This is a genomic window from Klebsiella sp. SYXHC3, assembly GCF_057196925.1.
Window position 1 is genome coordinate 696019 of sequence record NZ_JBXUNG010000001.1, and the last position, 23903, is coordinate 719921.

The 23903-nt window shown below is 53.8% G+C and carries 23 protein-coding genes and 1 pseudogene; 11 read left to right on the top strand and 13 right to left on the bottom strand.

All coding sequences use genetic code 11. The features are described 5' to 3' along the window. Positions 1-845: 845 nt before the first annotated feature. From AC2CGP_RS03345 to pspA, 6 genes are all read right to left on the bottom strand, one after another. Positions 846-1907 (bottom strand): YcjF family protein, encoded by a 1062-nt coding sequence (locus tag AC2CGP_RS03345; protein ID WP_213760178.1) that lies wholly within the window; start codon positions 1905-1907, stop codon positions 846-848. Further along, the gene (locus tag AC2CGP_RS03350) at positions 1904-3301 is read right to left on the bottom strand and encodes a YcjX family GTP-binding protein (RefSeq protein WP_042892658.1); all 1398 of its coding nucleotides are present in this window, start codon (positions 3299-3301) and stop codon (positions 1904-1906) included. Before AC2CGP_RS03350 ends, AC2CGP_RS03345 begins: the two co-directional genes overlap by 4 nt. A gap of 105 nt (positions 3302-3406) precedes the next feature. Next, positions 3407-3625 carry a phage shock protein PspD gene (gene pspD / locus AC2CGP_RS03355; RefSeq protein WP_015366275.1) on the bottom strand — a complete coding sequence of 73 codons (219 nt, stop codon included), beginning with the start codon at positions 3623-3625 and terminating at the stop codon, positions 3407-3409. Positions 3626-3655: 30 nt separating this feature from the next. Next, a complete protein-coding gene (gene pspC / locus AC2CGP_RS03360) occupies positions 3656-4015 on the bottom strand; it encodes an envelope stress response membrane protein PspC (protein WP_015366274.1) in 360 nt (119 codons plus the stop codon). Further along, positions 4015-4239, bottom strand: a complete 225-nt coding sequence (gene pspB / locus AC2CGP_RS03365) for an envelope stress response membrane protein PspB (RefSeq protein WP_015366273.1) — start codon at positions 4237-4239, stop codon at positions 4015-4017. The genes pspC and pspB overlap by 1 nt, the downstream gene beginning before the upstream one ends. Before the next feature lie 55 nt (positions 4240-4294). Beyond that, positions 4295-4963: a phage shock protein PspA gene (gene pspA, locus AC2CGP_RS03370; RefSeq protein WP_015366272.1), complete on the bottom strand. Its 669-nt coding sequence runs from the start codon at positions 4961-4963 to the stop codon at positions 4295-4297. 152 nt (positions 4964-5115) lie between these two features. Between pspA and pspF the strand changes: the two genes are divergently transcribed. Next, on the top strand, positions 5116-6102 hold the full coding sequence (gene pspF / locus AC2CGP_RS03375; protein ID WP_161799847.1) for a phage shock protein operon transcriptional activator: 987 nt from the start codon (positions 5116-5118) through the stop codon (positions 6100-6102). Here the strand turns inward: pspF and AC2CGP_RS03380 are convergent. Next, the gene (locus AC2CGP_RS03380) at positions 6093-7484 is read right to left on the bottom strand and encodes an MFS transporter (protein ID WP_020078603.1); all 1392 of its coding nucleotides are present in this window, start codon (positions 7482-7484) and stop codon (positions 6093-6095) included. The two genes, pspF and AC2CGP_RS03380, sit on opposite strands and share 10 nt — an antisense overlap. Positions 7485-7509: 25 nt before the next feature. Beyond that, complete coding sequence (locus AC2CGP_RS03385) at positions 7510-8679, bottom strand: M20 aminoacylase family protein (protein WP_015366269.1); 1170 nt, start codon at positions 8677-8679, stop codon at positions 7510-7512. 171 nt (positions 8680-8850) lie between these two features. Here AC2CGP_RS03385 and AC2CGP_RS03390 point away from each other — a divergent pair, with 171 nt between their 5' ends. The 5 genes from AC2CGP_RS03390 to AC2CGP_RS03410 all read left to right on the top strand — a co-directional run bounded on the left by AC2CGP_RS03390 (position 8851) and on the right by AC2CGP_RS03410 (position 15282). Then, the gene (locus tag AC2CGP_RS03390) at positions 8851-11148 is read left to right on the top strand and encodes a helix-turn-helix domain-containing protein (protein ID WP_213760180.1); all 2298 of its coding nucleotides are present in this window, start codon (positions 8851-8853) and stop codon (positions 11146-11148) included. A 124-nt stretch (positions 11149-11272) separates the two neighbouring features. After that, entirely contained in the window at positions 11273-11557 is a 285-nt protein-coding gene (locus AC2CGP_RS03395; protein ID WP_045360392.1) for a hypothetical protein, read from the top strand. Between the two features lie 237 nt (positions 11558-11794). Further along, a complete protein-coding gene (sapA, locus tag AC2CGP_RS03400; RefSeq protein ID WP_171824487.1) occupies positions 11795-13441 on the top strand; it encodes an ABC transporter substrate-binding protein SapA in 1647 nt (548 codons plus the stop codon). Next, positions 13438-14403 carry a putrescine export ABC transporter permease SapB gene (sapB, locus tag AC2CGP_RS03405; RefSeq protein ID WP_020078599.1) on the top strand — a complete coding sequence of 322 codons (966 nt, stop codon included), beginning with the start codon at positions 13438-13440 and terminating at the stop codon, positions 14401-14403. Before sapA ends, sapB begins: the two co-directional genes overlap by 4 nt. A gap of 201 nt (positions 14404-14604) precedes the next feature. Further along, positions 14605-15282 carry an SOS response-associated peptidase gene (locus AC2CGP_RS03410; RefSeq protein WP_484502251.1) on the top strand — a complete coding sequence of 226 codons (678 nt, stop codon included), beginning with the start codon at positions 14605-14607 and terminating at the stop codon, positions 15280-15282. Between the two features lie 74 nt (positions 15283-15356). Here the strand turns inward: AC2CGP_RS03410 and arsH are convergent, their stop codons facing one another. Then, the gene (arsH, locus tag AC2CGP_RS03415; RefSeq protein ID WP_396264623.1) at positions 15357-16055 is read right to left on the bottom strand and encodes an arsenical resistance protein ArsH; all 699 of its coding nucleotides are present in this window, start codon (positions 16053-16055) and stop codon (positions 15357-15359) included. Between the two features lie 85 nt (positions 16056-16140). Between arsH and AC2CGP_RS03420 the strand changes: the two genes are divergently transcribed. From AC2CGP_RS03420 to AC2CGP_RS03435, 4 genes are all read left to right on the top strand, one after another. Beyond that, positions 16141-16461: a transcriptional regulator gene (locus tag AC2CGP_RS03420; protein WP_213760186.1), complete on the top strand. Its 321-nt coding sequence runs from the start codon at positions 16141-16143 to the stop codon at positions 16459-16461. A gap of 44 nt (positions 16462-16505) precedes the next feature. Next, positions 16506-17795, top strand: coding sequence for an arsenic transporter (locus AC2CGP_RS03425; protein WP_213760188.1), 1290 nt, complete (start codon positions 16506-16508; stop codon positions 17793-17795). Positions 17796-17807: 12 nt separating this feature from the next. Beyond that, positions 17808-18233, top strand: a complete 426-nt coding sequence (gene arsC / locus AC2CGP_RS03430) for a glutaredoxin-dependent arsenate reductase (protein WP_048974140.1) — start codon at positions 17808-17810, stop codon at positions 18231-18233. Positions 18234-18461: 228 nt separating this feature from the next. Then, positions 18462-19205 carry an LEM-3-like GIY-YIG domain-containing protein gene (locus AC2CGP_RS03435; protein WP_165060113.1) on the top strand — a complete coding sequence of 248 codons (744 nt, stop codon included), beginning with the start codon at positions 18462-18464 and terminating at the stop codon, positions 19203-19205. Between the two features lie 166 nt (positions 19206-19371). On the opposite strand, the gene AC2CGP_RS03440 is transcribed toward AC2CGP_RS03435, so the two are convergent. The 3 genes and pseudogenes from AC2CGP_RS03440 to AC2CGP_RS03450 all read right to left on the bottom strand — a co-directional run bounded on the left by AC2CGP_RS03440 (position 19372) and on the right by AC2CGP_RS03450 (position 21799). Next, positions 19372-20082, bottom strand: coding sequence for an alpha/beta fold hydrolase (locus AC2CGP_RS03440; RefSeq protein WP_396264622.1), 711 nt, complete (start codon positions 20080-20082; stop codon positions 19372-19374). A gap of 161 nt (positions 20083-20243) precedes the next feature. Then, positions 20244-21509 (bottom strand): annotated as a pseudogene (locus AC2CGP_RS03445) (Y-family DNA polymerase). Then, on the bottom strand, positions 21509-21799 hold the full coding sequence (locus tag AC2CGP_RS03450; protein ID WP_109139503.1) for a hypothetical protein: 291 nt from the start codon (positions 21797-21799) through the stop codon (positions 21509-21511). The pseudogene AC2CGP_RS03445 and the gene AC2CGP_RS03450 overlap by 1 nt, the downstream one beginning before the upstream one ends. Positions 21800-22163: 364 nt before the next feature. On the opposite strand from AC2CGP_RS03450, the gene AC2CGP_RS03455 reads away from it, so the two are divergent. Further along, positions 22164-23096 carry an alginate lyase family protein gene (locus AC2CGP_RS03455; protein ID WP_227537393.1) on the top strand — a complete coding sequence of 311 codons (933 nt, stop codon included), beginning with the start codon at positions 22164-22166 and terminating at the stop codon, positions 23094-23096. Between the two features lie 45 nt (positions 23097-23141). Here the strand turns inward: AC2CGP_RS03455 and AC2CGP_RS03460 are convergent, their stop codons facing one another. Continuing rightward, positions 23142-23900, bottom strand: a complete 759-nt coding sequence (locus AC2CGP_RS03460; RefSeq protein WP_221694580.1) for a LamG domain-containing protein — start codon at positions 23898-23900, stop codon at positions 23142-23144. Positions 23901-23903 lie beyond the last annotated feature (3 nt).

Consider the following 23903-nt stretch of genomic DNA (forward strand, 5'->3'; position numbering starts at 1 on the left):
GGGAAGATAGCTGTCAACAATTATTGACAGTATGGCGGAAAAATGGGCTTTATGCCGTAAAGTTATGCGGGCATTTCTTTTGCGTTATGGCTCGCATGGCACAGAGGGCGCTGGGCGCCAGGGGTTTTCCCGGAGGCGGCGCGTTGCGCCTTCTCCGGGCTACCAAATCGCAAAGCGCTGTAGCCCCGGTAAGCGGCAGCGCCACCGGGGGGTCCAGCGTGGTGAATAAATTAACAGCAGGCCGCACGAACCGTAGATACTGTTATCGGTTTGCAATCTTTTAGCTTGAGAAAAGCGTTTATCTCGTTTCGCTCCAGAGTATCTTGCGCTCCCGGTTAATTTTTCTGCAACATGTTTTCCGTGGCGCAGGGAGCGCACAGAGGGCGGCCAATCGCCGCCGCCCTCTGTACTCCCGGGCTCTGGCCGCCAAAATCGCCACTTCGTGGTTCCTTCGACATATCCCGGCAGGCTTCGGGTCGGGCCGAGGCAGCGTCCTTGCAAATCACGGCCCTCAGCCCGCATCCATGCGGGCTGCCCCGGCCTTCCGGGAACGTCTCTGCGATTTTGAGGCCACCAACACCGGCAGTTTCAGTCAGCATGGTGAATAAATTAAAGGCAGGCCGCACGAACCGTAGATACTGTTATCGGTTTGCAACTTTTTTAAGGGGTTTTCCCGGAGGCGGCGCGTTGCGCCTTCTCCGGGCTACCAAATCGCAAAGCGCTGTAGCCCCGGTAAGCGGCAGCGCTGCCGGGGGAGCCAGCGTGGTGAAGACATTAAAGGCAGGTCGCACGAACCGTAGGCCGGGTAAGGCGCAGCCGCCACCCGGCATTTACGCTTGCCGGCGTTATTTCTCCGCGCCGGTTTTGCTTTTCTGCAGCGTCTCTTTTAACTGGCCGATCAGTTCGCGGCGGAAATCGCCGAGCCGCGGTTTATCATCGGCGATCCACGGCAGCGGACGGCACAGCTCCATCGCTTTAATCCCCAGACGGGCGGTCAACAATCCGGCGCCGATACCCTGTGCGGCGCGCGCCGATAAGCGGGCCGCCAGATCCTGCGACATCCAGTCCATGCCGACTTCGCGCACCAGCTCGCTGGCGCCGGCAAAGGCGATATTCAGCAACACCAGGCGGAATAAACGCAGGCGGCTATAATAGCCAAGTTCAATACCATAGAGGGTGGCGATACGGTTAATCAATCTCAGGTTACGCCAGGCGATAAACGCCATATCGACCAGCGCCAGCGGGCTGACAGCGATCATCAGCGTCGATTCCGCCGCCGAGCGGCTGATTTCCCGCCGCGCCTGCGCATCCAACACCGGCTGCACCAGTTGCGCGTACAGGCTCACCACTTCGCGATCGTTTTGCGTTTCATGGATCGCTGCATACCAGCGCTGCAGCGCCGGATGCGATTGATCCAGCCCGGCCTGCTGCGCCAGTTTCTCACAGAACGCGCGCCCTTTGCCCACCGCGTGGCTATGCATCAGATCCCTCGCTTCATCGCGTTCGTGCGCGCGCTGTCGCAGACGCCACAGGCGACGCCATTCAGTCGTTACCGACCCCACGCCCGCGCCGACAATCAGCGCCCCGGCCGCGCAGCCGCCGAACGCAATCCAGTCCTGAGTCTGCCAGGCCGTCACCGTCCACTGCACGCCCTGCGCCACCACGCTAATACCAAAAATTGCCAGCCCGGCACTAACCATCCGCCGCCACAGGCTGCGTTTCGGGCGCAGTACCGATTCCACCACCGCTTCGGCGGCCCCCTCCTCTTCAGCAACCATTTCAGGCAGCATCGGAGAGAAGGTTTGCGCATCGGCCGCGTCAAAGGCGCGGGCCGATTTTAAAGTCTGGCTCTTTTCCGTTTCCAGTGGGCCATCGAAATCGATCCGCGGTTTTATCGGCTCGCTCATCGCAATTTATCTCCAATCAAAAATTCCAGCGCCGCGTCGAGGCGAATATGCGGCAGCGGTTTATCGACATCCATCGCTCTCGGGCGGAAGTTCTCAAACTGGAAGCCCTGCTGTTCCCAGAAGGCCTGGCCCGGCAGCCGCGCCGGCACCTCCCCTGGGAAAATGGTAAGCGGTTGCCCATCGCTCAGACGATCGCCGCGCAGCGCTGGGATCTTCTCGCCGTTAACCTCGATAAGCCCTCCCTGGGTGGCCTGAATGGATGCCAGCCCCAGACAATCCATGCTGATGCCTTCAAAGGCGGCATTCTGCCAGGCGTCCTGAATCAGTTGCTGAAGTAGCGACACCATGTTGCCGTGCTGATCGACGGTCACGTGATCGGCTTTAGTGGCGGCAAACAGTAGCTTGTCAATAACCGGTGAAAACAGGCGGCGAAACAGCGTTCGCTGGCCGTAATGGAAGCTTTGCATCAACTGGGTCAGCGCCAGACGCATATCATTAAACGCCTGCGGCCCGCTGTTTAACGGCTGCAGACAGTCCACCAGTACGATCTGGCGGTCAAAGCGCAGAAAGTGGTCTTTATAAAAGCCTTTCACCACTTTCTCGCAGTAGTATTTGAAGCGCTCGCGCAGCATTCCGGCATTGGTGTGTTTGTCCGCCTGCGCCAGCCTGGCTTCGCCAACCGCATCGACATCCGGCCAGGGGAAGAACTGCAGCGCCGGAGCCCCCGCCATGTCACCGGGAAGCACAAAACGCCCTGGCTGAATAAAGTGCAATCCCTCGCGCTTGCAGGCGTGCAGATAATCGGTCCAGGCGGCGGCGATCTCCGCCAGCCGGGTTTCGTCGGCGGGCGCCAGCGGATCGAGCCCATCACACAGCTGCCGCCAGCGGGCAGACCACTCCCCACGTGGCCCCTGCAACAGCCCGGTCATTTGCCGTGACCAGCTTAAATAATCCTGCGCCAGCATCGGCAGGTCGAGCAACCATTCTCCCGGATAATCCACGATTTCCAGATACAGAGTAGAAGTGTCTTTGAAATGACGCAGCAGAGAATCGTTAGAGCGATAGCGCAGCGCAAGGCGAATTTCGCTCACCCCACGGGTCGGCGTCGGCCAGGCCGGCGGCTGGCCATAAAGCTGCGCCAGGCCTTCATCATAGGTAAAACGCGGAATGCCGAAATCACGCTGCGGAACCCGCTTCACACCCAACAGGCGTTCTTCGCGCGCCGCGCTCAGCAGCGGCAGTCGCGCTCCGGCGTGGATATTCAGCAGTTGATTAACCATCGCGGTGATAAAAGCCGTTTTGCCGCTGCGGCTGAGTCCGGTTACGGCAAGACGTAAATGCCGGTCAACCCCGCGGTTGACCAGCGCATTGAATTCAGTTTTGAGTCGCTTCATCGCCAGTCCGTTATGCCCAGAAGGAATGTCGTTTAATGATAAGCTATTTAGATGGGGATAATCAGGGCCAATATAAAGCGCGCCGGTATTCCTCCCCCTGAGGAATTATTTCATGCCGCGGGCAAAACGATTGGCCAGCCGACTGAGCAGCGGCTCAAGCGCTACCGCCAGCAACATTTTCAGCGGCCGACGCGCCACCGATTTCACCGCCCAACCGGCAACGCCCGCCGGGCCGTATCGCAGCGCGGTCAGTAGCACCAGCTTACCGGCGATCTTAAGACCCGGTTTCACTTTTTGCCCTGCCTGTTGCCATTTCATATTCATGCGTTGCCTCGTTGGTTACATGGAAAAATTTTACAGCTGACGAAAACGGCTGCGCAGCGTGAAGGTATCGGAGGTGATATAACGCTCCATATCACGCAGGCGCTGTTCGCCGGAAGCCAGTTCGGCATCCACGGCGGCCAGTAAATCGCCATTGCTCGGCCCTTTTTCGCCGTACAGTTCGCTATCCGGTATCGGATCCAGCGCGAAAGTCAGAATGATGTAGGCCACCAGCACGAAAAAGAAGAGGCCAAAAATCATCGCCAGTACGGTTATCAGACGCACCAGCTTCACCGGCACATCCAGGTGCTGCGCGATACCGGCGCAGACCCCCTTCACCATTCCGCGCTGCGGGATACGCCACAGTTTTTTATTAAAGTCCAATCCGGCCATTATTTGTCTCTCCAGTTCGGATGTTCCGCGTCAAGGATCGCTTCCAGCGCCTGAATGCGTTCGCGCATCCGTTTCGCGTCATCGGTCAGCTGCAGCAGGCGCTGCTGTTCGTTCTGGGTTAACGCCCCGTCCGCCGAGCGATTGTTGTAGTGCAGCCATAACCAGACCGGCAACACGAACAGCACAAACAGCGTGAGCGGGATGGCAAGAAAAAGCATGCTCATGTGTACTCCTTACAGGTGGTGAGCCGCGGCGCAACACCGCGCCGCGTAATATGCATTACTGGTTATTCTGATTCATTTTGGCTTTCAGCGCCGCCAGTTGCTCGCTGATTTCATCATCCGCTTTCAATTCGGCAAACTGCTGATCCAGCGATTGTTGTTTGCCAAAACGATGGCTCTCCGCCTCGGCTTCCATTTGGTCAATACGGCGTTCGAAAGACTCAAAACGCGCCATCGCTTCATCCATTTTACCGCTATCCAGCTGGCGGCGAACATCACGCGAAGAGCTGGCCGCCTGATGACGCAGCATCAGCGCCTGCTGACGAGCGCGGGTTTCGCTGAGCTTATTCTCCAGCTCGCCAATCTCTTTTTTCATCCGCGCCAGGGTTTCATCCACCAGTTGCGCTTCGTGTTCCAGGCTGCCGATAAGGTCAGTCAGCTTCTGTTTTTCGATCAGCGCCGCACGCGCCAGATCTTCTTTCTCTTTACGCAGGGCCAGCTCGGCCTTTTCTTGCCATTCCACCTGCTGCGCCTGCGCCTGTTCGATACGGCGGGTCAGCTGTTTCTTTTCCGCCAGCGCGCGGGCGGAGGTAGAACGCACTTCAACCAGCGTGTCTTCCATCTCCTGAATCATCAGACGGACCAGCTTCTGCGGATCCTCCGCTTTCTCCAGCAGGGAGTTGATGTTGGCGTTCACGATGTCGGCAAAGCGAGAAAAAATACCCATAATTTCAATCCTCATAGTTCTGATAGCAGGCAGCGGCCTGTGCAGTAGTTAATACAAATGGCGTGCCAACTTTTTATCTTATTGATTTTAAACAAGGTGGTTGAGATATGGCCGCCTGCTTGCTACAGTGAGTTGGCGAATCACACTACTTAATGGCGAAATTCATCATGGCGGAATACAAGGATAACCTGCTGGGCGAGGCTAACAGCTTTCTGGAGGTGCTCGAACAGGTCTCGCAGCTGGCACCGCTGGATAAACCGGTGCTGGTGATCGGCGAGCGCGGGACCGGCAAAGAGCTCATTGCCAACCGACTGCACTTTCTCTCTTCGCGCTGGCAGGGACCGTTTATTTCACTGAATTGCGCGGCGCTGAATGAAAACCTTCTCGATTCCGAATTGTTCGGTCATGAAGCCGGCGCCTTTACCGGCGCCAGCAAACGACATCCGGGGCGCTTTGAACGTGCCGACGGCGGCACGCTGTTTCTCGATGAGCTGGCCACCGCTCCGATGCTGGTGCAGGAAAAATTGCTGCGGGTAATTGAATACGGCGAACTGGAACGCGTCGGCGGCAGCCAGCCGCTGCAGGTTAACGTACGGCTGGTGTGCGCCACCAACGCCGATCTGCCCAAAATGGTCGAGGAAGGTCATTTCCGCGCCGACCTGCTCGACCGGCTGGCGTTTGATGTCGTGCAACTACCGCCATTGCGCGAGCGCCAGAGCGACATCATGCTGCTTGCCAACCAGTTTGCCATTCAGATGTGCCGCGAACTGGGGCTTCCTCTGTTTCCCGGCTTTAGCGAGCGAGCCGTCGACACGCTGCTCGCATACCGCTGGCCGGGCAATATTCGTGAGCTGAAAAATGTGGTTGAACGTTCGGTTTACCGCCACGGCAGCAGTGATAGCGAGCTGGATAATATCATTATCAACCCATTTAATAGCGCGACGCCTGCGCCTGCACCGGTCGTTGAACATGCGCTTCCCGCGTTGCCACTGGACCTGCGGGCCTTTCAACTGGAGCAAGAAAAAAGCCTGCTGCAGTTGAGCCTGCAGCAGGCGAAGTACAATCAAAAGCAGTCAGCGGAGCTGCTGGGGCTAACCTACCACCAGCTACGCGCCTTGTTGAAGAAGCATCAGCTATGAGCGGCGCGCGGCAGCATCGTCGCGCTCACCACCATTGAGCCTAAACACAGCGCGGCGTTAAACCACAACGCGTATTGCGCGGCGCTGGCCATTCCCAACGGCAGGAACAGCGCGAAAAGTGACGCCGTCACGGCAATACCCATCGCGCCGCCAAGCGAGCTACCCATCTTATAAACCCCTGATGCGACTCCGATTTTGTTCTCCGGCGCATTGGCGACGGCGGTATCGGTCGAAGGCGTGGCGTAACAGCCGAGCCCGAGGCCAAACAGAATATTGCTGAAGAAGACGGTCCCGATATACAGTGACTTATCGAGGAAGGTACAGGAGATCAGCAAAATGCCGATGGCGGTAAAGACCGGCCCGGTCATCATCGGCAACCGCGCGCCGTAGCGCTGGAGCAACTTTTCCCCAACGCGAATCATCGCCAGTACCGTCACCAGATACCCCAGCGTCATCATGCCGGTTTCCAGCGGGGTAAGATGATGCCCCTGCTGCAGCCAGATGCTGGTGATCATCATGGTGCCGATAGCGCCATTAAGCATGAAGTTCGACAGCACCGCCGCGCCGTAGGCCCGGTTGCGAAATAAAGCGAAGTCGATTAGCGCCGCTTCACCTTTACGCAAACCGCTACGGATAAACAAACCACCCGTAATTACCGCGCCGCCCAGCATCGACAGCGATAAGCCACTGCTCCAGCCCCATTGATGGCCCTTGCTGATAAACAGATTAAGCAGCACCAGCGACGCGATCAGGCTTAATAATCCGCCCACATCAAGCTTATGCCGATCGGCGCTGGCGCTTCGACTCTCCGGCGTGCCACGCAGCAGCAGCAACGCCAGCAGCGCCACCGCAATCGAGAACACGAAGATCCACCGCCAGCCAAGACCGGTGGCAATCGCGCCGCCGACAAACGAGCAAAGCCCGCTGCCGCCCCAGGAACCAATGACCCAGAAACTCACCGCCCGCTGCCGCGCTCTACCTTCATACCAGGTTTTAATCAGCGCCAGCGTCGCCGGCATAATGCAGGCCGCAGAGAGCCCTTGCAGGATGCGACCGGTGATAAACAGACCCGGCCCCTGCGACGCCGCCAGAAACGCGCTGCCGATAATACTTAACGCCAGGCCGAGATAGGTCATCCGCACCCTGCCGAATTTATCCGCCAGCCCGCCGCTGGCCACCACGAAGCAGCCGCTAAATAAGGCGCTGAGACTCACCGCCAGGGTTAGCGTCTCCAGTGAAATATCGAGGCTGCTTTTCATCGCCGGAACAACATTGATAACCGATTGCGCAAACAGCCAGAACGTCAGCACGCTGAGCACAATACCCGCCAGCAGGCGATCGCTACCGACGAAACGAGATTCGCTTAACGATACAGAACTCATAATCGGGTCCCCCCGTCGCGATAGGTTAACGCAGATAGCGTTCCGTCAGGCCGCACCACAGCGCTGCGCCGGTAAGCAGGATTTGATCGTTAAAATCGTATCCCGGGTTATGCACCATGCAGCGGTCAGCTTCATCACCCGCGCCGATAGTGAAGTAGCAGCCGTTGGGATTGCTCTCCAGCATGAAGGCGAAATCTTCGCTACCCATGAATGGATTCACGGTACCAACCTGTTCTTTGCCAAACAGCGAGGTCGCCACTTCACGGACCAGCTCATTAGCCGCCGGATCGTTACGTAAAACCGGGCTGCCGTTGACGTGGGTTAAGGTAGCGCTGGCGTTAAAACTTTCTGCCTGAGCGACCGCAATATCGTGAATGCGCTGCAGCACCGTCTCGCGCACCTGCTGGTTAAGGGTACGGACCGTTAGCTTCATCAACACTTTATCGTTGATGATGTTCGGCGCGTGACCAGCCTGAATGCTGCCGACGGTGACTACCGCAGGTTCAAATGGCGTGATGTTGCGTGAAACGATCGATTGCAGCGCGAGGGTAATGTGGCAGGCAACCAGCGTCGCATCCACGGTATGTTCCGGTACCGCGCCATGGCCGCCAACGCCCTTCACTTCGATATGCAGCGTATCGGAAGAAGCCATCATCGCGCCGTCGCGCAGGCCGATTTTGCCCAGTTTCTGGCCCGGCATGTTATGCAGGCCAAAGATGGCGTCGCAGGGGAATTTTGTGAACAAGCCATCTTCGACCATCACCCGTCCGCCGTACAGCAGCTCTTCTGCCGGTTGGAAAATTAACTGCAGCGTACCGTTAAACTGACGCGTGCGCGCCAGATATTCCGCCGCATACAGCAGCGTGGTGGTGTGACCGTCATGGCCGCAGCCGTGAAAACGCCCGTCGACCTGGCTTGCCCATGCTTTACCGCTCATTTCCTGCATCGGCAGCGCATCCATATCCGCGCGTAGACCCAGACGTTTTTCGCCGCTGCCGACTTTCAGCGTCCCGACCACGCCGGTACCGGCGAGGCCGCGATGCACTTCATATCCCCACTCAGCAAGCAGCCTGGCGACTTCATCGCTGGTTTTATGTTCTTCAAAGCCAATCTCGGGCTGTTGGTGGAAGCGGCGACGTAACGCCACAAACTGCGCTTCATTAACTTGCAAAGATTCAATCAATGGATGTGTCATTTTTATTATTCCTGTGTTGTGTTTGCACGACACTTTCGAGTTTATGCGCCCCACCCGGCTTTAAAATGCGCTTTTTTGTTTTATATTGACGAATTATCAATGACTGTTTTCTATACAATTCTGTTATGACAAAAAACACCCTGTTATTTTTTGTCTTTTAAGGAGCGGCGCATGGAACACCATCTCGGCGATTTCAGCCTCACGGTGCGCGATATTCGCCACCTCAGCCCGCCGGAAAGCGACGGATTAACGCTGCTGTGGCTACTGGAAGGCAGCGCGCGGTTGCAACTCGGCGAAGCGCCGCAACCGATGCGGGTTGATGAACTGGCGATCGTTAACCGCCGCCAGCGCTGGCAGATTACCGGCGAAGAGGCCAATGCGGTCATGATCCTCAACCTTGCCGCCGGTTGGCTCACCCGCCTTGATAGCGATTTTTTTGCCTGTGATTATCGGGTTAACGGCGAAAACATGGATGCGGCAGATAACCTGCGCCAGCTGATGCGCCAGTTGCTGGTAGCCGGGCTGGTTAATCATCAGTCGCGTTACCGCTTAGAGGCCAACCGCTGGCTCAGCGAAATCGCCCTGCTGCTGGCGACCCGCTTTACGCAGCCCATCGTACCCAGCCTGCGCCGAGGCGCCGAAAACTGGAGCCGACGAATTATCAACGTAGTAGCGCGCATTGAAGCCAACTATCAGCGGCGGATCTCGCTGCAGGAAGTGGCCGCCGCTGAGTTTGTCTCGGAGGCCTGGCTTTCCCGCCTGTTTCATAAAGAGGTCGGCGTCAGCTTCGTGCAGTACATTACCGCCCTGCGTCTCGGCAAGGCCGCCGAGCAACTGCTGGCCACCCGGCGTTCGGTGCAGCAGGTGGCGCAGGACAACGGTTTCGCCAGTGCCCGCATCATGAGCGATCTGTTTAAGCGCCAGCATGGCGTCACACCGCGGCAATTTCGCCAACAGCAGCCGCAGCCCGCCGCTCGTCCGCGAGTCAAAGCCAGTGAGGTCTGGTATCCGGTCGCGGTTGAGCGGCTTTACGCCCGCCTTAACGAGGCGGAAAAAAACAGCGATAATACGCCGCCGCTGCTGCTCAACCCGCGTCAGACCAGGCTGGTGGATATCCGCCAGCTGCCAGCGCGCGCGCCGGTATTGCGCCATACCCGTACCATCGTTACCGTCCGAGAACTCGATGATTTACTTCGCGAAGATGTCCGCCGCGAGCTGGAGCAACTGCAGCAGACGCTACCCGTCTACGGCATTGATATTCACGATCCGTTTCTCAGTAGCCGCCTGTTTGGCGAAGGCTGGGACGACCCGACGCTCGCGGGTTATGCCTGTTGGTACAATCTTCAGCAGCTGTTTAGCTGGCTGGCGCAGAAAGGCTGGACGGTGCTACTCCACACCGGTTTAACCACCCGCTGCGATTTACTACAGCGTTTTCTGCAACTTGCCGCCAATCACTTTTCACCCACGACGCTTGCGAGCTGGCGTTTTGTCTGGCACTGGTCGCCGCAGGCCAGTGAAGCGGCGCGACAGCAGGCCTGGCGACAACAGCGCGAAGTGCTCGCGTCCACCTTGCAACAACCGCAAATGGGGATCTGGCATCGTTTCCCGCAAAGCGATATTGCCGACGATCCGCTACTGCATTCCCCGCTGCTCAGCAAAGCCGATTTTCTCGCCTGCCAGGCGGATGCTAATGAACTGCTTGACCTGGCGCAGGCCGATAGCAGCAAGCTGGCCGCCAGTGAAAGCTATCCGCGACAGAAATTACGCCAAATACATAATGCCCTACGGCAACGGCAGCTCTCGTTGCCGCTGTGGCTGCTATCGTGGAATACGTTGACCGGCGATACCCGCGATACCAACGGACGTTTTTTCCGCGGCGCGCTATTGATGGATAACCTGCTGGGCATTGCCGAACAGGTGTGGCTGGCAGGCTTCTGGCTTAATTCCGGGCTGCAGGGGGAGGCGCGGGACAACGGTAAACTTGACACCTCCAGCCTGGCGCTGCATTACCTGCATGGTCTGCCGCGCCCGGTTTACTGGGTATTATGGCTGTGGCGGCGTCTGCGCGGCGAAGTCTTAATCAATGACAAAAACCTGTTGTTATTGCGCCATAACGGACACTACCAGTTGCTGCTGCGCAATACGGTGATTTTCAACCCCTGGCTATCGAGCGAAGAGGCCTTTACTCAGCGGTTTCGCCAGCCCTATACCCTGCGGCTTGAAGGGCTGGAGGGACGCTGGCGCATCAAACAGCATCTGTTCGATCAACATCACGGCGCGCTATTTCCGCTGTTTGAGGCATTCCGCAGCCGCAGCGGCCCGGACGAAGAAGATTATCGCTGGCTCCGGCACCACGCCCGCCCGGCGCTGAGCGTGCATGAGGAACAGATGGATGATGGCTGGCTGCGGGTGGATTCACTGCAGAGCAATGCGCTGGCATTATATGAATTCACACCGCTACAGGATTAAAACGTGACAACGTCACTATCAATTCACATATGAAAACGCGAGGAGTTAATAATATGTAACTGGTAAGATGTCTTAATGTGAATTATCATCGGCGGCAATTATATTCAATGGACTGAAAATTCACGTGATTCCGGTTAATTCTCATACGCTAACCCGCTATGCCGCCCATGCCAGTTTGATCCACACCATGAAAAATCATCATGCCCCAGCCCTCTCTTTAATGATGATTTTCTCGGATCTCTGCGTGCGCTCCACGCGCGATGCCTACAGCGAACAAGGATGGCAAATATCAGAACGTAAAAGCGGACTGGTGCTGCGTACCTTTGTCGCTATCCATCGCGACGGCGGAGAACTGGAGATCACGCCAAAGGATTATATCGCCCGCTATAATCAACTCCTTCCGCTCTGATCCCGCAATTCACACCACCCCTCTACAGAACGCATACAGATGGCTAACTGGAGAAATCGGCAATAAAAAGATACCATGTTTCTTAATACTGGTTTATTTCCGACACTATTTTGACCAACTGGCTGGACAACATGCGCTGCCGGTGACCGCATTATCCCCCTCGATGTCGTAAAGGTGGTGGTAAATGTCATTTAATATTAATAATATAGAGCTCTGCTCTATGATCAAAAAGAAAATATGCGCCTGAAATTGTCCTCTCTTTTAGCGGCAGCCTCGATGCTGTGCGGGCAGGCTTTTGCCGCACCGGCCCCGGCGCTGCCGGCTAATGCCGATATCCGCGATAGCGGGTTTGTCTATTGCGTCAGCGGGCAGGTAAATACCTTTAACCCGCAAAAAGTCAGCAGCGGCCTGATTGTCGACACCCTCGCCGCCCAGATCTACGATCGCCTGCTCGACGTCGACCCTTATACCTATCGTCTGGTGCCTGAACTGGCGGAAAGCTGGGAAGTGCTTGATAACGGCGCCACCTACCGCTTCCACCTGCGCGATAAGGTCCAGTTCCAGACTACCGACTGGTTTAAACCGACCCGCGCTTTTAACGCTGATGATGTCATCTTCACCTTCGGGCGCATCTTTAATCGCGACGACCCGTGGCACAGCGTCAACGGCAGTAGCTTCCCCTATTTCGATAGCCTGCAGTTCGCCGACACCGTAGAAAGCGTTCGTAAGCTGGATAACCATACCGTCGAGTTTCGCTTGAAACGCCCGGATGCCTCATTCCTGTGGCACCTGGCAACACACTATGCTTCAGTCATGTCGGCGGAGTATGCCGCGCAGCTGACCAAAAGCGACCGCGAAGAACAACTCGACCGCCAGCCCGTCGGTACCGGCCCGTTTAAACTGGAAGAGTATCGCACCGGGCAGTACATCCGCCTGCAGCGCCACGCGGCCTACTGGCGCGGCAAGCCATTGATGCCGCAGGTGGTGGTGGATCTCGGTTCCGGCGGCACCGGCCGTCTGTCAAAACTGCTGACCGGCGAATGCGACGTGCTGGCCTGGCCCGCCGCCAGCCAGCTCACCATCCTGCGCGACGATCCGCGCCTGCGTCTGACGCTGCGCCCGGGTATGAATATCGCCTGGCTGGCTTTTAACACTGCTAAACCGCCGCTGGATAATCCGGAAGTTCGCCACGCGCTGGCGCTGGCGATCAACAACCAGCGTCTGATGCAATCGATCTACTACGGCACCGCGGAAACCGCGGCCTCAATGCTACCACGCGCCTCGTGGGCTTATGATAACGACGCTAAAATTACCGAATACAACCCCGCGGAGGCGCGCCGTCGCCTGCAGGCGCTGGGGCTCAGTAATCTCACGTTAAAATTGTGGGTGCCGACCAGTTCCCAGGCGTGGAACCCCAGCCCATTGAAAACCGCCGAGCTGATACAGGCGGATATGGCGCAGGTGGGTGTCAAAGTGATTATTATTCCGGTTGAAGGCCGCTTCCAGGAGGCGCGTTTAATGGATATGAGCCACGATTTAACGCTTTCCGGCTGGGCCACCGACAGTAATGACCCGGATAGCTTCTTCCGCCCGCTGTTAAGCTGCGCGGCGATTGGTTCGCAGACCAACCTCGCCCACTGGTGCAACCGCGAGTTTGACGAGATATTACAAAAAGCGCTGATTTCACAACAGCTGGCGTCGCGTATCGAAGCCTACAAAGAGGCGCAGCATATTCTCGCCCGTGAATTACCGGTGCTGCCTCTGGCCTCTTCGCTGCGTCTGCAGGCTTATCGCTATGATATGAAAGGACTGGTGCTGAGTCCGTTTGGCAACGCCTCCTTCGCAGGCGTGTCGCGCGAAAAAGAAGAGGTGAAAAAACCATGATTATTTTTACTCTGCGCCGCCTGCTGTTGTTGCTTGTGACGCTGTTTTTTCTCACCTTTATCGGCTTTAGCCTCAGCTACTTTACGCCGCACGCGCCGCTGCAGGGCGCATCGCTATGGAATGCCTGGCTGTTCTGGTTCAAAGGGGTTCTGCACTGGGACTTTGGCGTCTCCAGCATCAACGGCCAGTTGATTTCCGAACAGCTGAAGGTGGTCTTCCCTGCCACGATGGAACTGTGCATTCTGGCGTTTGGTTTTGCGCTGCTGGTCGGCATTCCCGTGGGGATGATTGCCGGAATTATGCGTAATAAATGGCCGGACACGCTCATTAGCGCCCTGGCGCTGGTGGGGTTCTCCATTCCGGTGTTCTGGCTGGCGTTGCTGTTCACTCTGTTCTTCTCGCTAACGCTGGGATGGTTCCCGGTCTCCGGCCGCTTTGATCTGTTGTACGAAGTGAAGACGGTGACCGGCTTCGCGCTCATTGATGCCTGGCTCTCTGATTCGCCGTGGCGCCATGAGATGATCGTCAGCGCCGCGCGGCATATGGTGCTGCCGGTGTTGACCCTGGCCGTCGCGCCGACCACCGAAGTGATTCGCCTGATGCGTATCAGCACCAGTGAAGTCTACGACACTAACTATGTTAAAGCCGCGGCCACCCGTGGCGTCACCCGCAGGACGATTCTCCATCGTCACGTGTTGCACAATGCCTTACCGCCGGTGATCCCGCGCCTGGGTCTGCAGTTCTCCACCATGCTAACGCTGGCAATGATTACCGAAATGGTCTTCAGCTGGCCGGGGCTGGGGCGCTGGCTGATCAACGCTATTCGCCAGCAGGATTACGCGGCGATTTCCGCCGGAGTGATGGTGATCGGCGCGCTGGTCATTATCGTCAATGTGATCTCAGATATTTTAGGAGCCATGGCTAACCCACTGAAACATAAGGAATGGTATGCCCTACGATAGCACCTACAATGAAAACGACTTTATCATTTAAAAACAATGAGTTAAATTTTAAAATTATTCGGTTTTCCTGAATTTAATACACAATTTTGTACACATTGTTTTTAACGTCAGCTCCGACAGTCATCAGTTTGATTGCTGTCGGAGTTCCCTTCCTACCCCTCCACACATTCTATACTTTCAGTCTGCAAACTGGAGGTAACCATGTGCGGACGCTTTGCTCAATCACAAACCCGTGAAGAATACCTGGCTTATTTGGCTGAAGAGGCTGAGCGGGATATAGATTATGACCCCGAACCAATCGGCCGGTACAACGTGGCGCCAGGGACAAAGGTTTTGCTCCTGAGCGAACGCGACGAGCAGTTGCATCTCGATCCGGTACACTGGGGTTACGCCCCGGGATGGTGGAATAAACCACCGCTGATTAATGCTCGAGTAGAAACCGCGGCCACCAGCAGGATGTTTAAGCCGCTATGGCAACACGGCCGGGCGATCTGCTTTGCTGATGGTTGGTTCGAATGGAAGAAGGAAGGCGACAAGAAGCAGCCCTACTTCATCCATCGTGCCGATGGCCATCCTATATTCATGGCGGCAATAGGAAGCACGCCGTTTGAACGCGGAGACGAAGCAGAAGGCTTTCTGATTGTCACCGCGGCTGCAGATAAAGGGCTGGTAGACATTCACGACCGCCGGCCACTGATACTATCACCAGAAGCAGCCAGGGAATGGATGAGACAGGATATAGAAGGGAAAGAAGCCGAAGAAATAGCTTCGGACGGTACGGTTCCCGCAGACAAGTTTATCTGGCACGCAGTGACGCGCGCCGTAGGAAATGTGAAGAATCAGGGCGCCGAACTAATCGAGGCTATTCAGCGCCTATAAATTGATAACGTCCGAAATGTGCCAATAGCGGACGTTGTTAAGCTCATTCAGTATGGATTCACGAAAAACATACGTTATATTTTGTCCTGATTGACACGGGATGAAAGCTCCTGATGGCTTTCCTTTCGCTCGCTGTAACGATCTGCAAGATAACCGGTTTGTCCCTTAAGCAGCAGCGTGACTTTAAACAGCTCCTCGGCAACATCGACGATGCGGTCATACCATGAAGAAGGTTTCATTCGTCCGTTTTCGTCGAACTCTTGCCATGCCTTGGCTACAGAGGATTGGTTGGGGATCGTAAACATCCGCATCCAGCGACCCAGAATACGCATCTGGTTCACGGCATTGAAGGACTGTGAACCGCCACAGACCTGCATTACCGCAAGTGTTTTGCCCTGCGAAGGACGAATCGCTCCTTCACTTAAGGGTATCCAGTCAATCTGCGCCTTCATTACTGCGCTCATAGCACCGTGTCGTTCCGGAGAACTCCATACCATCCCATCACACCATCTGACCAGACCGCGCAGCTCGGTGACTTTGGGATGCGTGTCCGGCGCATCATCCGGAAGGGGTAAACCTGAGGGGTTAAACAGTTTCACCTCCGCGCCCATCGCCGTCAGCAGGCGACCGGCTTCCTCCGCGGCAAAGCGGCTGTAGGAGCGCTCTCTCACTGAACCATACAGGATCAGAATCCGTGGTGGCTCCTGCACGTTCAGGCGTTCAGCGATGTGTTGATCAAAGCATTTAGTATTCAGGGCAGGAAATTGTTCCATTTTTCTCCTCCAGAGAGAGCAGATGATTTCAAAGTTAATACATATGATTTACCATATGTGTATTCTAAAGGGAACGGAGAGAAAAATGCTACAACCTGTTCAGCTTTTCAAAATCCTGTCAGATGAAACACGGCTCGCCATTGTCATGCTTCTGCGGGAGTCCGGAGAACTGTGCGTGTGCGATGTCTGTGCAGCTACCGCCGAATCACAGCCCAAAATATCACGCCATATGGCCGTCCTGCGCGAGGCAAAGCTTGTTCTTGATCGTCGGGAAGGGAAATGGATCCACTATCGTCTGTCACCTCATATTCCGGCGTGGGCCGCTGAGACAATCACGGCGTCCTGGCTGTGCCTTCGGGAGGATGTGCGGGAATGGTTGGCAAAGTCGGCCTGTACCTCCTGCTGAGGCAGGAAAACATATATACATAATCATATATAATGGAGTCTGAAATGTTTTTGGCAGGGAGTATATTTTTACTGACGCTGGTACTGGTGATCTGGCAACCCAGAGGTCTGAGTATTGGCTGGAGCGCGAGTATCGGGGCTGCGCTGGCGCTGGGAACCGGAGTCATCCATATTGCTGATATTCCCGTTGTCTGGAATATCGTCTGGAACGCGACAGCGGCATTTATTGCGGTCATCATCATCAGCCTGTTGCTCGATGAGTCCGGCTTCTTTGAATGGGCCGCACTGCACGTCTCCAGTTGGGGTAACGGACGTGGCCGCCTTTTGTTTACCTGGATAGTCTTGCTTGGTGCCGCTGTTGCTGCGTTGTTTGCCAATGACGGCGCTGCGCTGATCCTGACGCCGATTGTAATTGCGATGCTGCTCGCACTGGGATTCAGCCAGGGCACGACATTGGCGTTTGTCATGGCCGCAGGATTTATTGCAGATACGGCCAGCCTGCCGCTAATTGTTTCTAACCTGGTGAATATCGTCTCGGCGGACTTTTTCGGTCTGGGCTTTACACAGTATGCCTCCGTTATGATCCCCGTAGATGTGGCAGCGATTGCGGCCACTCTGGTCATGCTGCATCTCTTCTTCCGCAGGGACATTCCGGCGACGTATGACGTTTCGCTGCTGAAGAGGCCTGCCAGTGTGATAAAGGATCCGGCAACGTTCAGGGCGGGCTGGATTGTCCTGTTATTGCTGCTTGTCGGTTTCTTTGTTCTGGAGCCTCTGGGGATCCCGGTCAGTGCGATAGCGGCTAGTGGCGCAGCAATACTGTTTATAGTGGCGAAAAGAGGTCATGCCATCAACACCGGAAAAGTCCTCCGCGGTGCGCCATGGCAGATCGTTATTTTTTCGTTGGGTATGTACCTGGTGGTCTATGGCCTGCGCAATGCAGGGCTTACGGAGTATCTGTCTGACGTGCTGAACCTGCTGGCAGAAAAGGGGTTATGGGCAGCAACGTTCGGCACCGGTTTCCTGACCGCGTTCCTGTCGTCGGTGATGAACAATATGCCGACGGTGCTGATTGGCGCACTGTCTATTGACGGAAGTACGGCGTCTGGCGTAGTCAAAGAGGCAATGATTTATGCCAACGTGATCGGCTGCGATTTAGGCCCGAAAATCACCCCGATTGGCAGTCTGGCAACCCTGCTTTGGCTGCATGTGCTTTCCCAGAAAAATATAACGATTACCTGGGGATATTACTTCCGTACCGGCATTGTCATGACTGTGCCCGTGCTATTTGTCACTCTGGCCGCGCTGGCGTGGCGGCTCTCTGTCACTTTGTAATGAGATACTGATATGAGCAACATAACTATCTATCACAACCCGGCCTGTGGCACCTCACGCAACACACTGGAGATGATCCGCAACAGCGGCAACGAACCGACAATAATTTATTATCTTGATACTCCTCCGACCCGTGATGAGCTTATTAAACTTATTTCAGATATGGGAATTACGGTGCGTGCATTACTGCGTAAGAATGTTGAGCCTTATGAATACCTGGGTCTTGATGAAGAGAAATTTAGTGATGAGCAGTTGATTGATTTCATGCTTCAACATCCGATCCTGATTAATCGGCCTGTAGTAGTTACGCCGCTTGGCACTCGTCTTTGCCGCCCTTCAGAAATAGTGCTGGATATTCTACCGGAAGGTCAGAAAGGAGCGTTTACCAAAGAGGATGGCGAGAAGGTTATTGACGAAACGGGGAAGCAGATTAAGTAATCTGCACACTTCAAAATATCGGACGCCTGTTCACGCTATGCGGGCGTCCGGTTTTCGCTCGCTGCCTCATGTAACTTGTCCGCTTCGCGCCAATAGCAGTCGTTGCTAACTTTGTCCCATATTCATCAATGGGCGCACGTCAATCTATACGCTAATTGTTTTGCGCTTAAGTTCTGAAGAATAGTGCCGATAGTAAAATTAAGTACTTTTGCCTTAAGGAAGCAAGGTTTGAAAGATTATTCAAAATACTCAAAAGCGTTAGGGATGGCTAAGTTCTATGTTTATGCATTTTATGACATTGAAGATGCAGCTAAAAAGCCATTTTATATAGGCAAAGGCAAGTCAGAACGCTGCCTTGATCATATAAAGTATAATGATGGCTCTCCGAAATCAGAACGAATTAATCATCTGTTAAAAACAGGAAATCTGGGTATCGACATACTACGCCATGGCATGGATGAGGCAACCGCGAAGCTTGTTGAAGCAACATGTATTGATCTCTTAGGTGTTGGAGAACTGACCAACAAAGTACGAGGGAGCAGTTCCCTTATGGGGCGAATCACGCTGGATGAGCTCAACCATCTCCTTCTTAAGCAAGAGACTGAGATCGCACCTGAACATGCCGGGCTTGCCTTTTTGCTAAACAGCACCTACAAGTCAGGCATGAGTGCACTTGCATTATATGAAGCTACACGTGGCGTCTGGGCAAAAGTACCAAAAGATGAAAACCTACAATTTGCATACGCTACCTACGGCGGTTTGGTGATGGAAGTTTACGAGATACAGTGCTGGTTAAAGGCAGGCTCTCAGCAGTACTTTACCCGGGAACTGGTTATCCCCCCTGAAACCAACCGTTCAGAGTTTGTTGGACGAATCGCATCACCAGAAATCAGAGAATTATACGTAGGCAAGCTAATCAAAAAATCGCGTAGTCATGGTAGCCCTTTCGTAAAGGTCGGGCTGGCGCAATAAACTGACCAGCTTCCCGTTGATTGATACACCTCAATGCGAGTCATGTTGTCGAGGCTACCAACGTCCGCTCCTCGCTCACAGCAGACATTCAGTTGCATTCGTTCGTTCGCTCCGTGCCAGGAGCGGACATTTAAAAAAAACGCGACCAGGTGCTTAGTTCGCAGTTTCAAAGGTCTTTTTTATTGAGCCATACGTACATGAGTTGGGCCAATTCATACGGTTTCTCCAGAGGAATAAGATGCCCACAGCCGTCAATATAAACAGCACAGGTGCCGGTTAGCTTGGCCAGTTCTTCTGCCTCCTCTTTTGAACGCAGCCGGTCATGTTCAGCTGCAATGACATAGGTCGGGCATGAAACTGGTTTTAACGTTATTCGCTCACGGTTTAGCCCTGACTGGACACTGAATGCATGTGCTCCCAGCCTTTTTCCCATGTCACGGATTCTATCAATAAGGGGCGTATTATCGGCAAGATCAGCGTGAAGCGACTTTCTAATTGCCATGGTGCTCAGTCCACTGAATGCTCTGGAGGAATGAGTAACCGCAGTCGCTATGCGTGTTTTTTTCTGCTCTGGTGAATCTTCTCTGAGAGAGGTAGCAATGAGAATCATAGCCGCTGTCCGTTCCGGAAAAGCTTCATAAATAGCTCTGGCTACGTAGCCACCCAACGAAAAACCTGCCAGAACAAAACGCTCAGGTAGTTTCTGGGCTATGTTGGCGGCAATATCCTGGATTGTTGTTCCCCCATTCAGGCTCACAGGAATAAAGCGTCTACTATCGGGAAATGCAGCGATAAAATCGTCCCATAATGTTTCATCAAGCATAAATCCTGGAATGAGTACAACAGGGAGGTTCTCTAGGTTATCCGGCAAGCTCATTTCTTGACTGCGGCTCCATTGCTATGGTTTCAGAATTGATAAACATAGCCTATTGCGGAGCATGAATACATTGCCACCTCGTTGAAGTCCGCTTCTCGCTCAAAGCTGACTCCTCGAGCTACAGAACCAGCACTAACACATGTAAAAATTAATGGATTGAATCAACTGACTTCGAGTAAGTCACTGTATCTCGTAGTATACCTCGGCGAAAGCATTTCCCGTTTCATCTGCCAGGCTGTCTGGATCCCCTGTCCAGCAAAATACAGAGTCCCTCTCCCGTCCTTTGCGTTAAGGTGGTCGAGAACTTCCATCAGTTTATCGCTGTTCTGCCGTGGCGCATTGTCATCGAACAGGTTCAGCTGCGCGACCCCCTGGCTATAGAAATCACCGAGCATGATCCCCGCTTTCTGATACCTGTGCCCGTCGACCCATATCGCATCCAGACACTTTACCGCAGCATTGATGATATCCCGGCTATCCTGCGTGGGCGTCAGTAACTTGATGGACCCGCTGTTGCCGTAGTATTTTTCGTTCAGCGCAAACGGCGACGTCTTCACGAACGCCGATATGTGTCGGCAGTATTGATGCTCCCCACGAAGTTTCTCTGCGCCTCTGGCCGCATATTAGCAGATTGCCTGGCGCATTTGTTCATAGGTGGTAATGCGCTCCCCGAACGACCGGCTGCAGACTATTTCCTGTTTCACTGGCGCAAACTCTTCCAGCTCAAGGCATGGCTCGCCGCGCAGCTCTCTTACGGTTCTCTCAAGCACCACGTTAAAGTGTTTACGGATAAAGCGGATATCCGTATCAGCCAACTGCAGGACGGTTTTTATCCCCATGGCCTCAAGCTTTTTACTGATGCGGCGGCCTACACCCCATACCTCATCCACCGGAAGCAAAGACATCAGTTTGCGCTGCCGTTCAACGTTTGACAGGTCGACAACCCCGCCAGTGGCTTTCCACGTTTTTGCCGCATGATTGGCGAGTTTTGCCAGCGTCTTTGTTTGTGCGATCCCCACTCCTACAGGAAGCCTTGTATTGCGGTAGACCGTATCTTTCAGCTCATGCCCGAACTCTTCCAGCACACGGCAATTACGTACACCAGTGAGATCACAAAAGGCCTCGTCGATGCTGTAGATTTCAACTCTGGGACACATTTCCTCCAGTGTCGTCATGACCCGGTTGCTCATATCCGCGTAGAGTTCATAGTTCGAACTGAAGCAAACCACGCCATGCCGGCGGAACTGGTCTTTGCATTTGAAGTACGGATCCCCCATCTTGATGCCAAGTTTCTTGGCTTCGGCAGAACGCGCTATCACGCACCCATCGTTATTGGACAACACGACAACCGGCTTCCCTCGCAGATCCGGTCTGAAAATGGTTTCGCAGCTCGCATAGAAGCTGTTCACATCAACCAGAGCAAACATTACATCACCGGGCTGTCATCAAAACCGGCTTTACTGATAATGTGAGTTACCACTCCTATCAGCTCAACATCTGCAAGCACATCACCTTCTATGGATTCCCCGTCTTCCGTAATGAGTGTGCCGCCAAGAAATCTGGCGAATTGCTGAACGCCGCAATATGAGATAAGTAAAACCGCTGATGCTAATGGTGATGATGAGCGCTCCACTACGGCGACGCCACGCTGTGTATCAACGAATGTTGCATGCTGGCTTATGCCGGTTACTTCATAAAACTGTGGTTGTTGAAGCATGATCTTCCACTCCATTTATACTGTTTTTATATACAGTAGTTTTTATGAGGATGGAGATCAAGGGAGATAGTTGATATCAATTTATAGAGTCAACATAACCATATGAATATTATAAACAATATTGATATCCACCTCATCAAGGCGGCTTATAGCATGAGTGAAACTAGTTATTAACCATGAATTACAATGTAACAACATTCAACTATTCATAAAGCATAAAACACCTACACTTTCGTACAGTGCTCTTCCTTATTCGGTGATTCTTATGCGTATTTCATACATAACATTTATAACTACGTTGATGCTGAGCTCATACAGCATCACGTCAAACGCCTCAGCAAATACCTGCTCCACAACGTATGATATGAAATTTGTACGTTCGCAAATTCAGAAAATTAAGGGTACTGCTGGCGAACTTTCACCTTCAGCCATGCAGCATGTTCGTACCGAAGGTTTGCTGCCAGGTCAGGGCATTCACGATCAAAGCATTCAGGCAGAGAAAGACCTGAAATTAATGCAAGTGAGCGCCGTGGCGTGGAAGAACGGAATGGGGGATGAATGGCTGGATGCCGCAAAAAAATACTTATTCGCATGGGTTGGCACTTATCAGCCGAACTTCAACCCTATCGATGAAACCGCATTTGATCAAATGATTCAGACTTATTCGATTGTGAAGCCTAAATTATCTGAAGAAGAAAGAAGAAATATCAACAAGTATTTCTATGACTGGGCAAGTGAATATATTTCACAGATGAACAATGCGCCAAATAAAAGTACATGGACTAACAACTGGCAAAGCCACAGAGTGAAATTGATAACCTTGATGGCAGTTGCCACAAGGAATGATCATCTCTTTGCTGAATCAAGACGTTTATTCCAGGAGCAGATTAACGTAAATATTGATAGTGATGGAGAAACTCTGGACTTCAAGCAGCGCGATGCAATCCATTATGTTGTTTATGATCTACAGCCATTAGTGCAGGCGGCACTGGCAGCCCAAAAAATGGGCGAGGACTGGTATCACTGGACTGCCCCTGACGGGGCTTCTCTTGCGAAAGCAGTGAGCTGGCTAACGCCTTATGTTAACGGGGAACAGACTCATAATGAATTTGTTAACTCCCGGGTTAAATTCGACGCTGTAAGAAAGCAGGACGGCATCAAGGGATTTAATGGCTTATTCCGTCCAGAAATGGCTAAGGAGCTATATTGGGGCGCTTCTGCTTTTGAATCTACCCTGATGCCATTAGCACAAAAACTCTCACCAACTCCCCCGCTGTTCATGGATTGGTGTAATTAAATTGTGGCCAGGCCGAGAGCTCATTTCTCAGCCTGGTAATTTTAATTACAGCGTCAGGCCATACACGTCTTTATAAAATGCCGTCAGCTTTGTGAGCAATGATGCTCCAGCACTGGTGTTCATTGCGACGGTACACAGAAAGAGATCGGACACGTCACCATCCCAGAACTGAGAACCACCAGGTAGAGCTCCCAATGCAAAAGCTGAAGAGGACGGGCTGCCTGCTGCCGGAACAGATGATATGTTGCCGTTAACCCGCAGGAAAATATTCGTCCCATCATAACCACAAACGAACGCAAACGGCGTATTCAGATCCAGTGTCGGGCCAACACATGTCGCCGTACCAACCTGAAACGTTAATTTCCCTGCATTACCACCGGATACCGATACGTTGAGAATGGCGCGAACCGATGACGAGGTGAATGTGCCGCAGAGGTTGCTCGATGCAGAGAGAGACCGTAATGTCGCGACTCCCGACCAACTAAATGGCTGAGTCAGGTCAAGAGCGTCACCATTGAATAGCGATCTGTCAGATTCAACAGCATTAAACCGGGCGCCAGAGTATGGCCCGAATGCGTTACTCACCAGGGTTGCACCATTAGCTGCATCAGCGCGGGTCAACTTGCTGGCGGTACCTTTCCGATCGTTGAATGAGGCAATATCATTGCCGCTCAGCGTTACAGAATTCGCATCGGCCTGAAACCAGTTTTTTACGCCTGAGTCGGCAATCAGCGCAGATGCCAGACTTTCCCCCGCTGGCAACGCATTATTTTTAAAATTTTGTGCAACAACAATTCCTGGCATGTT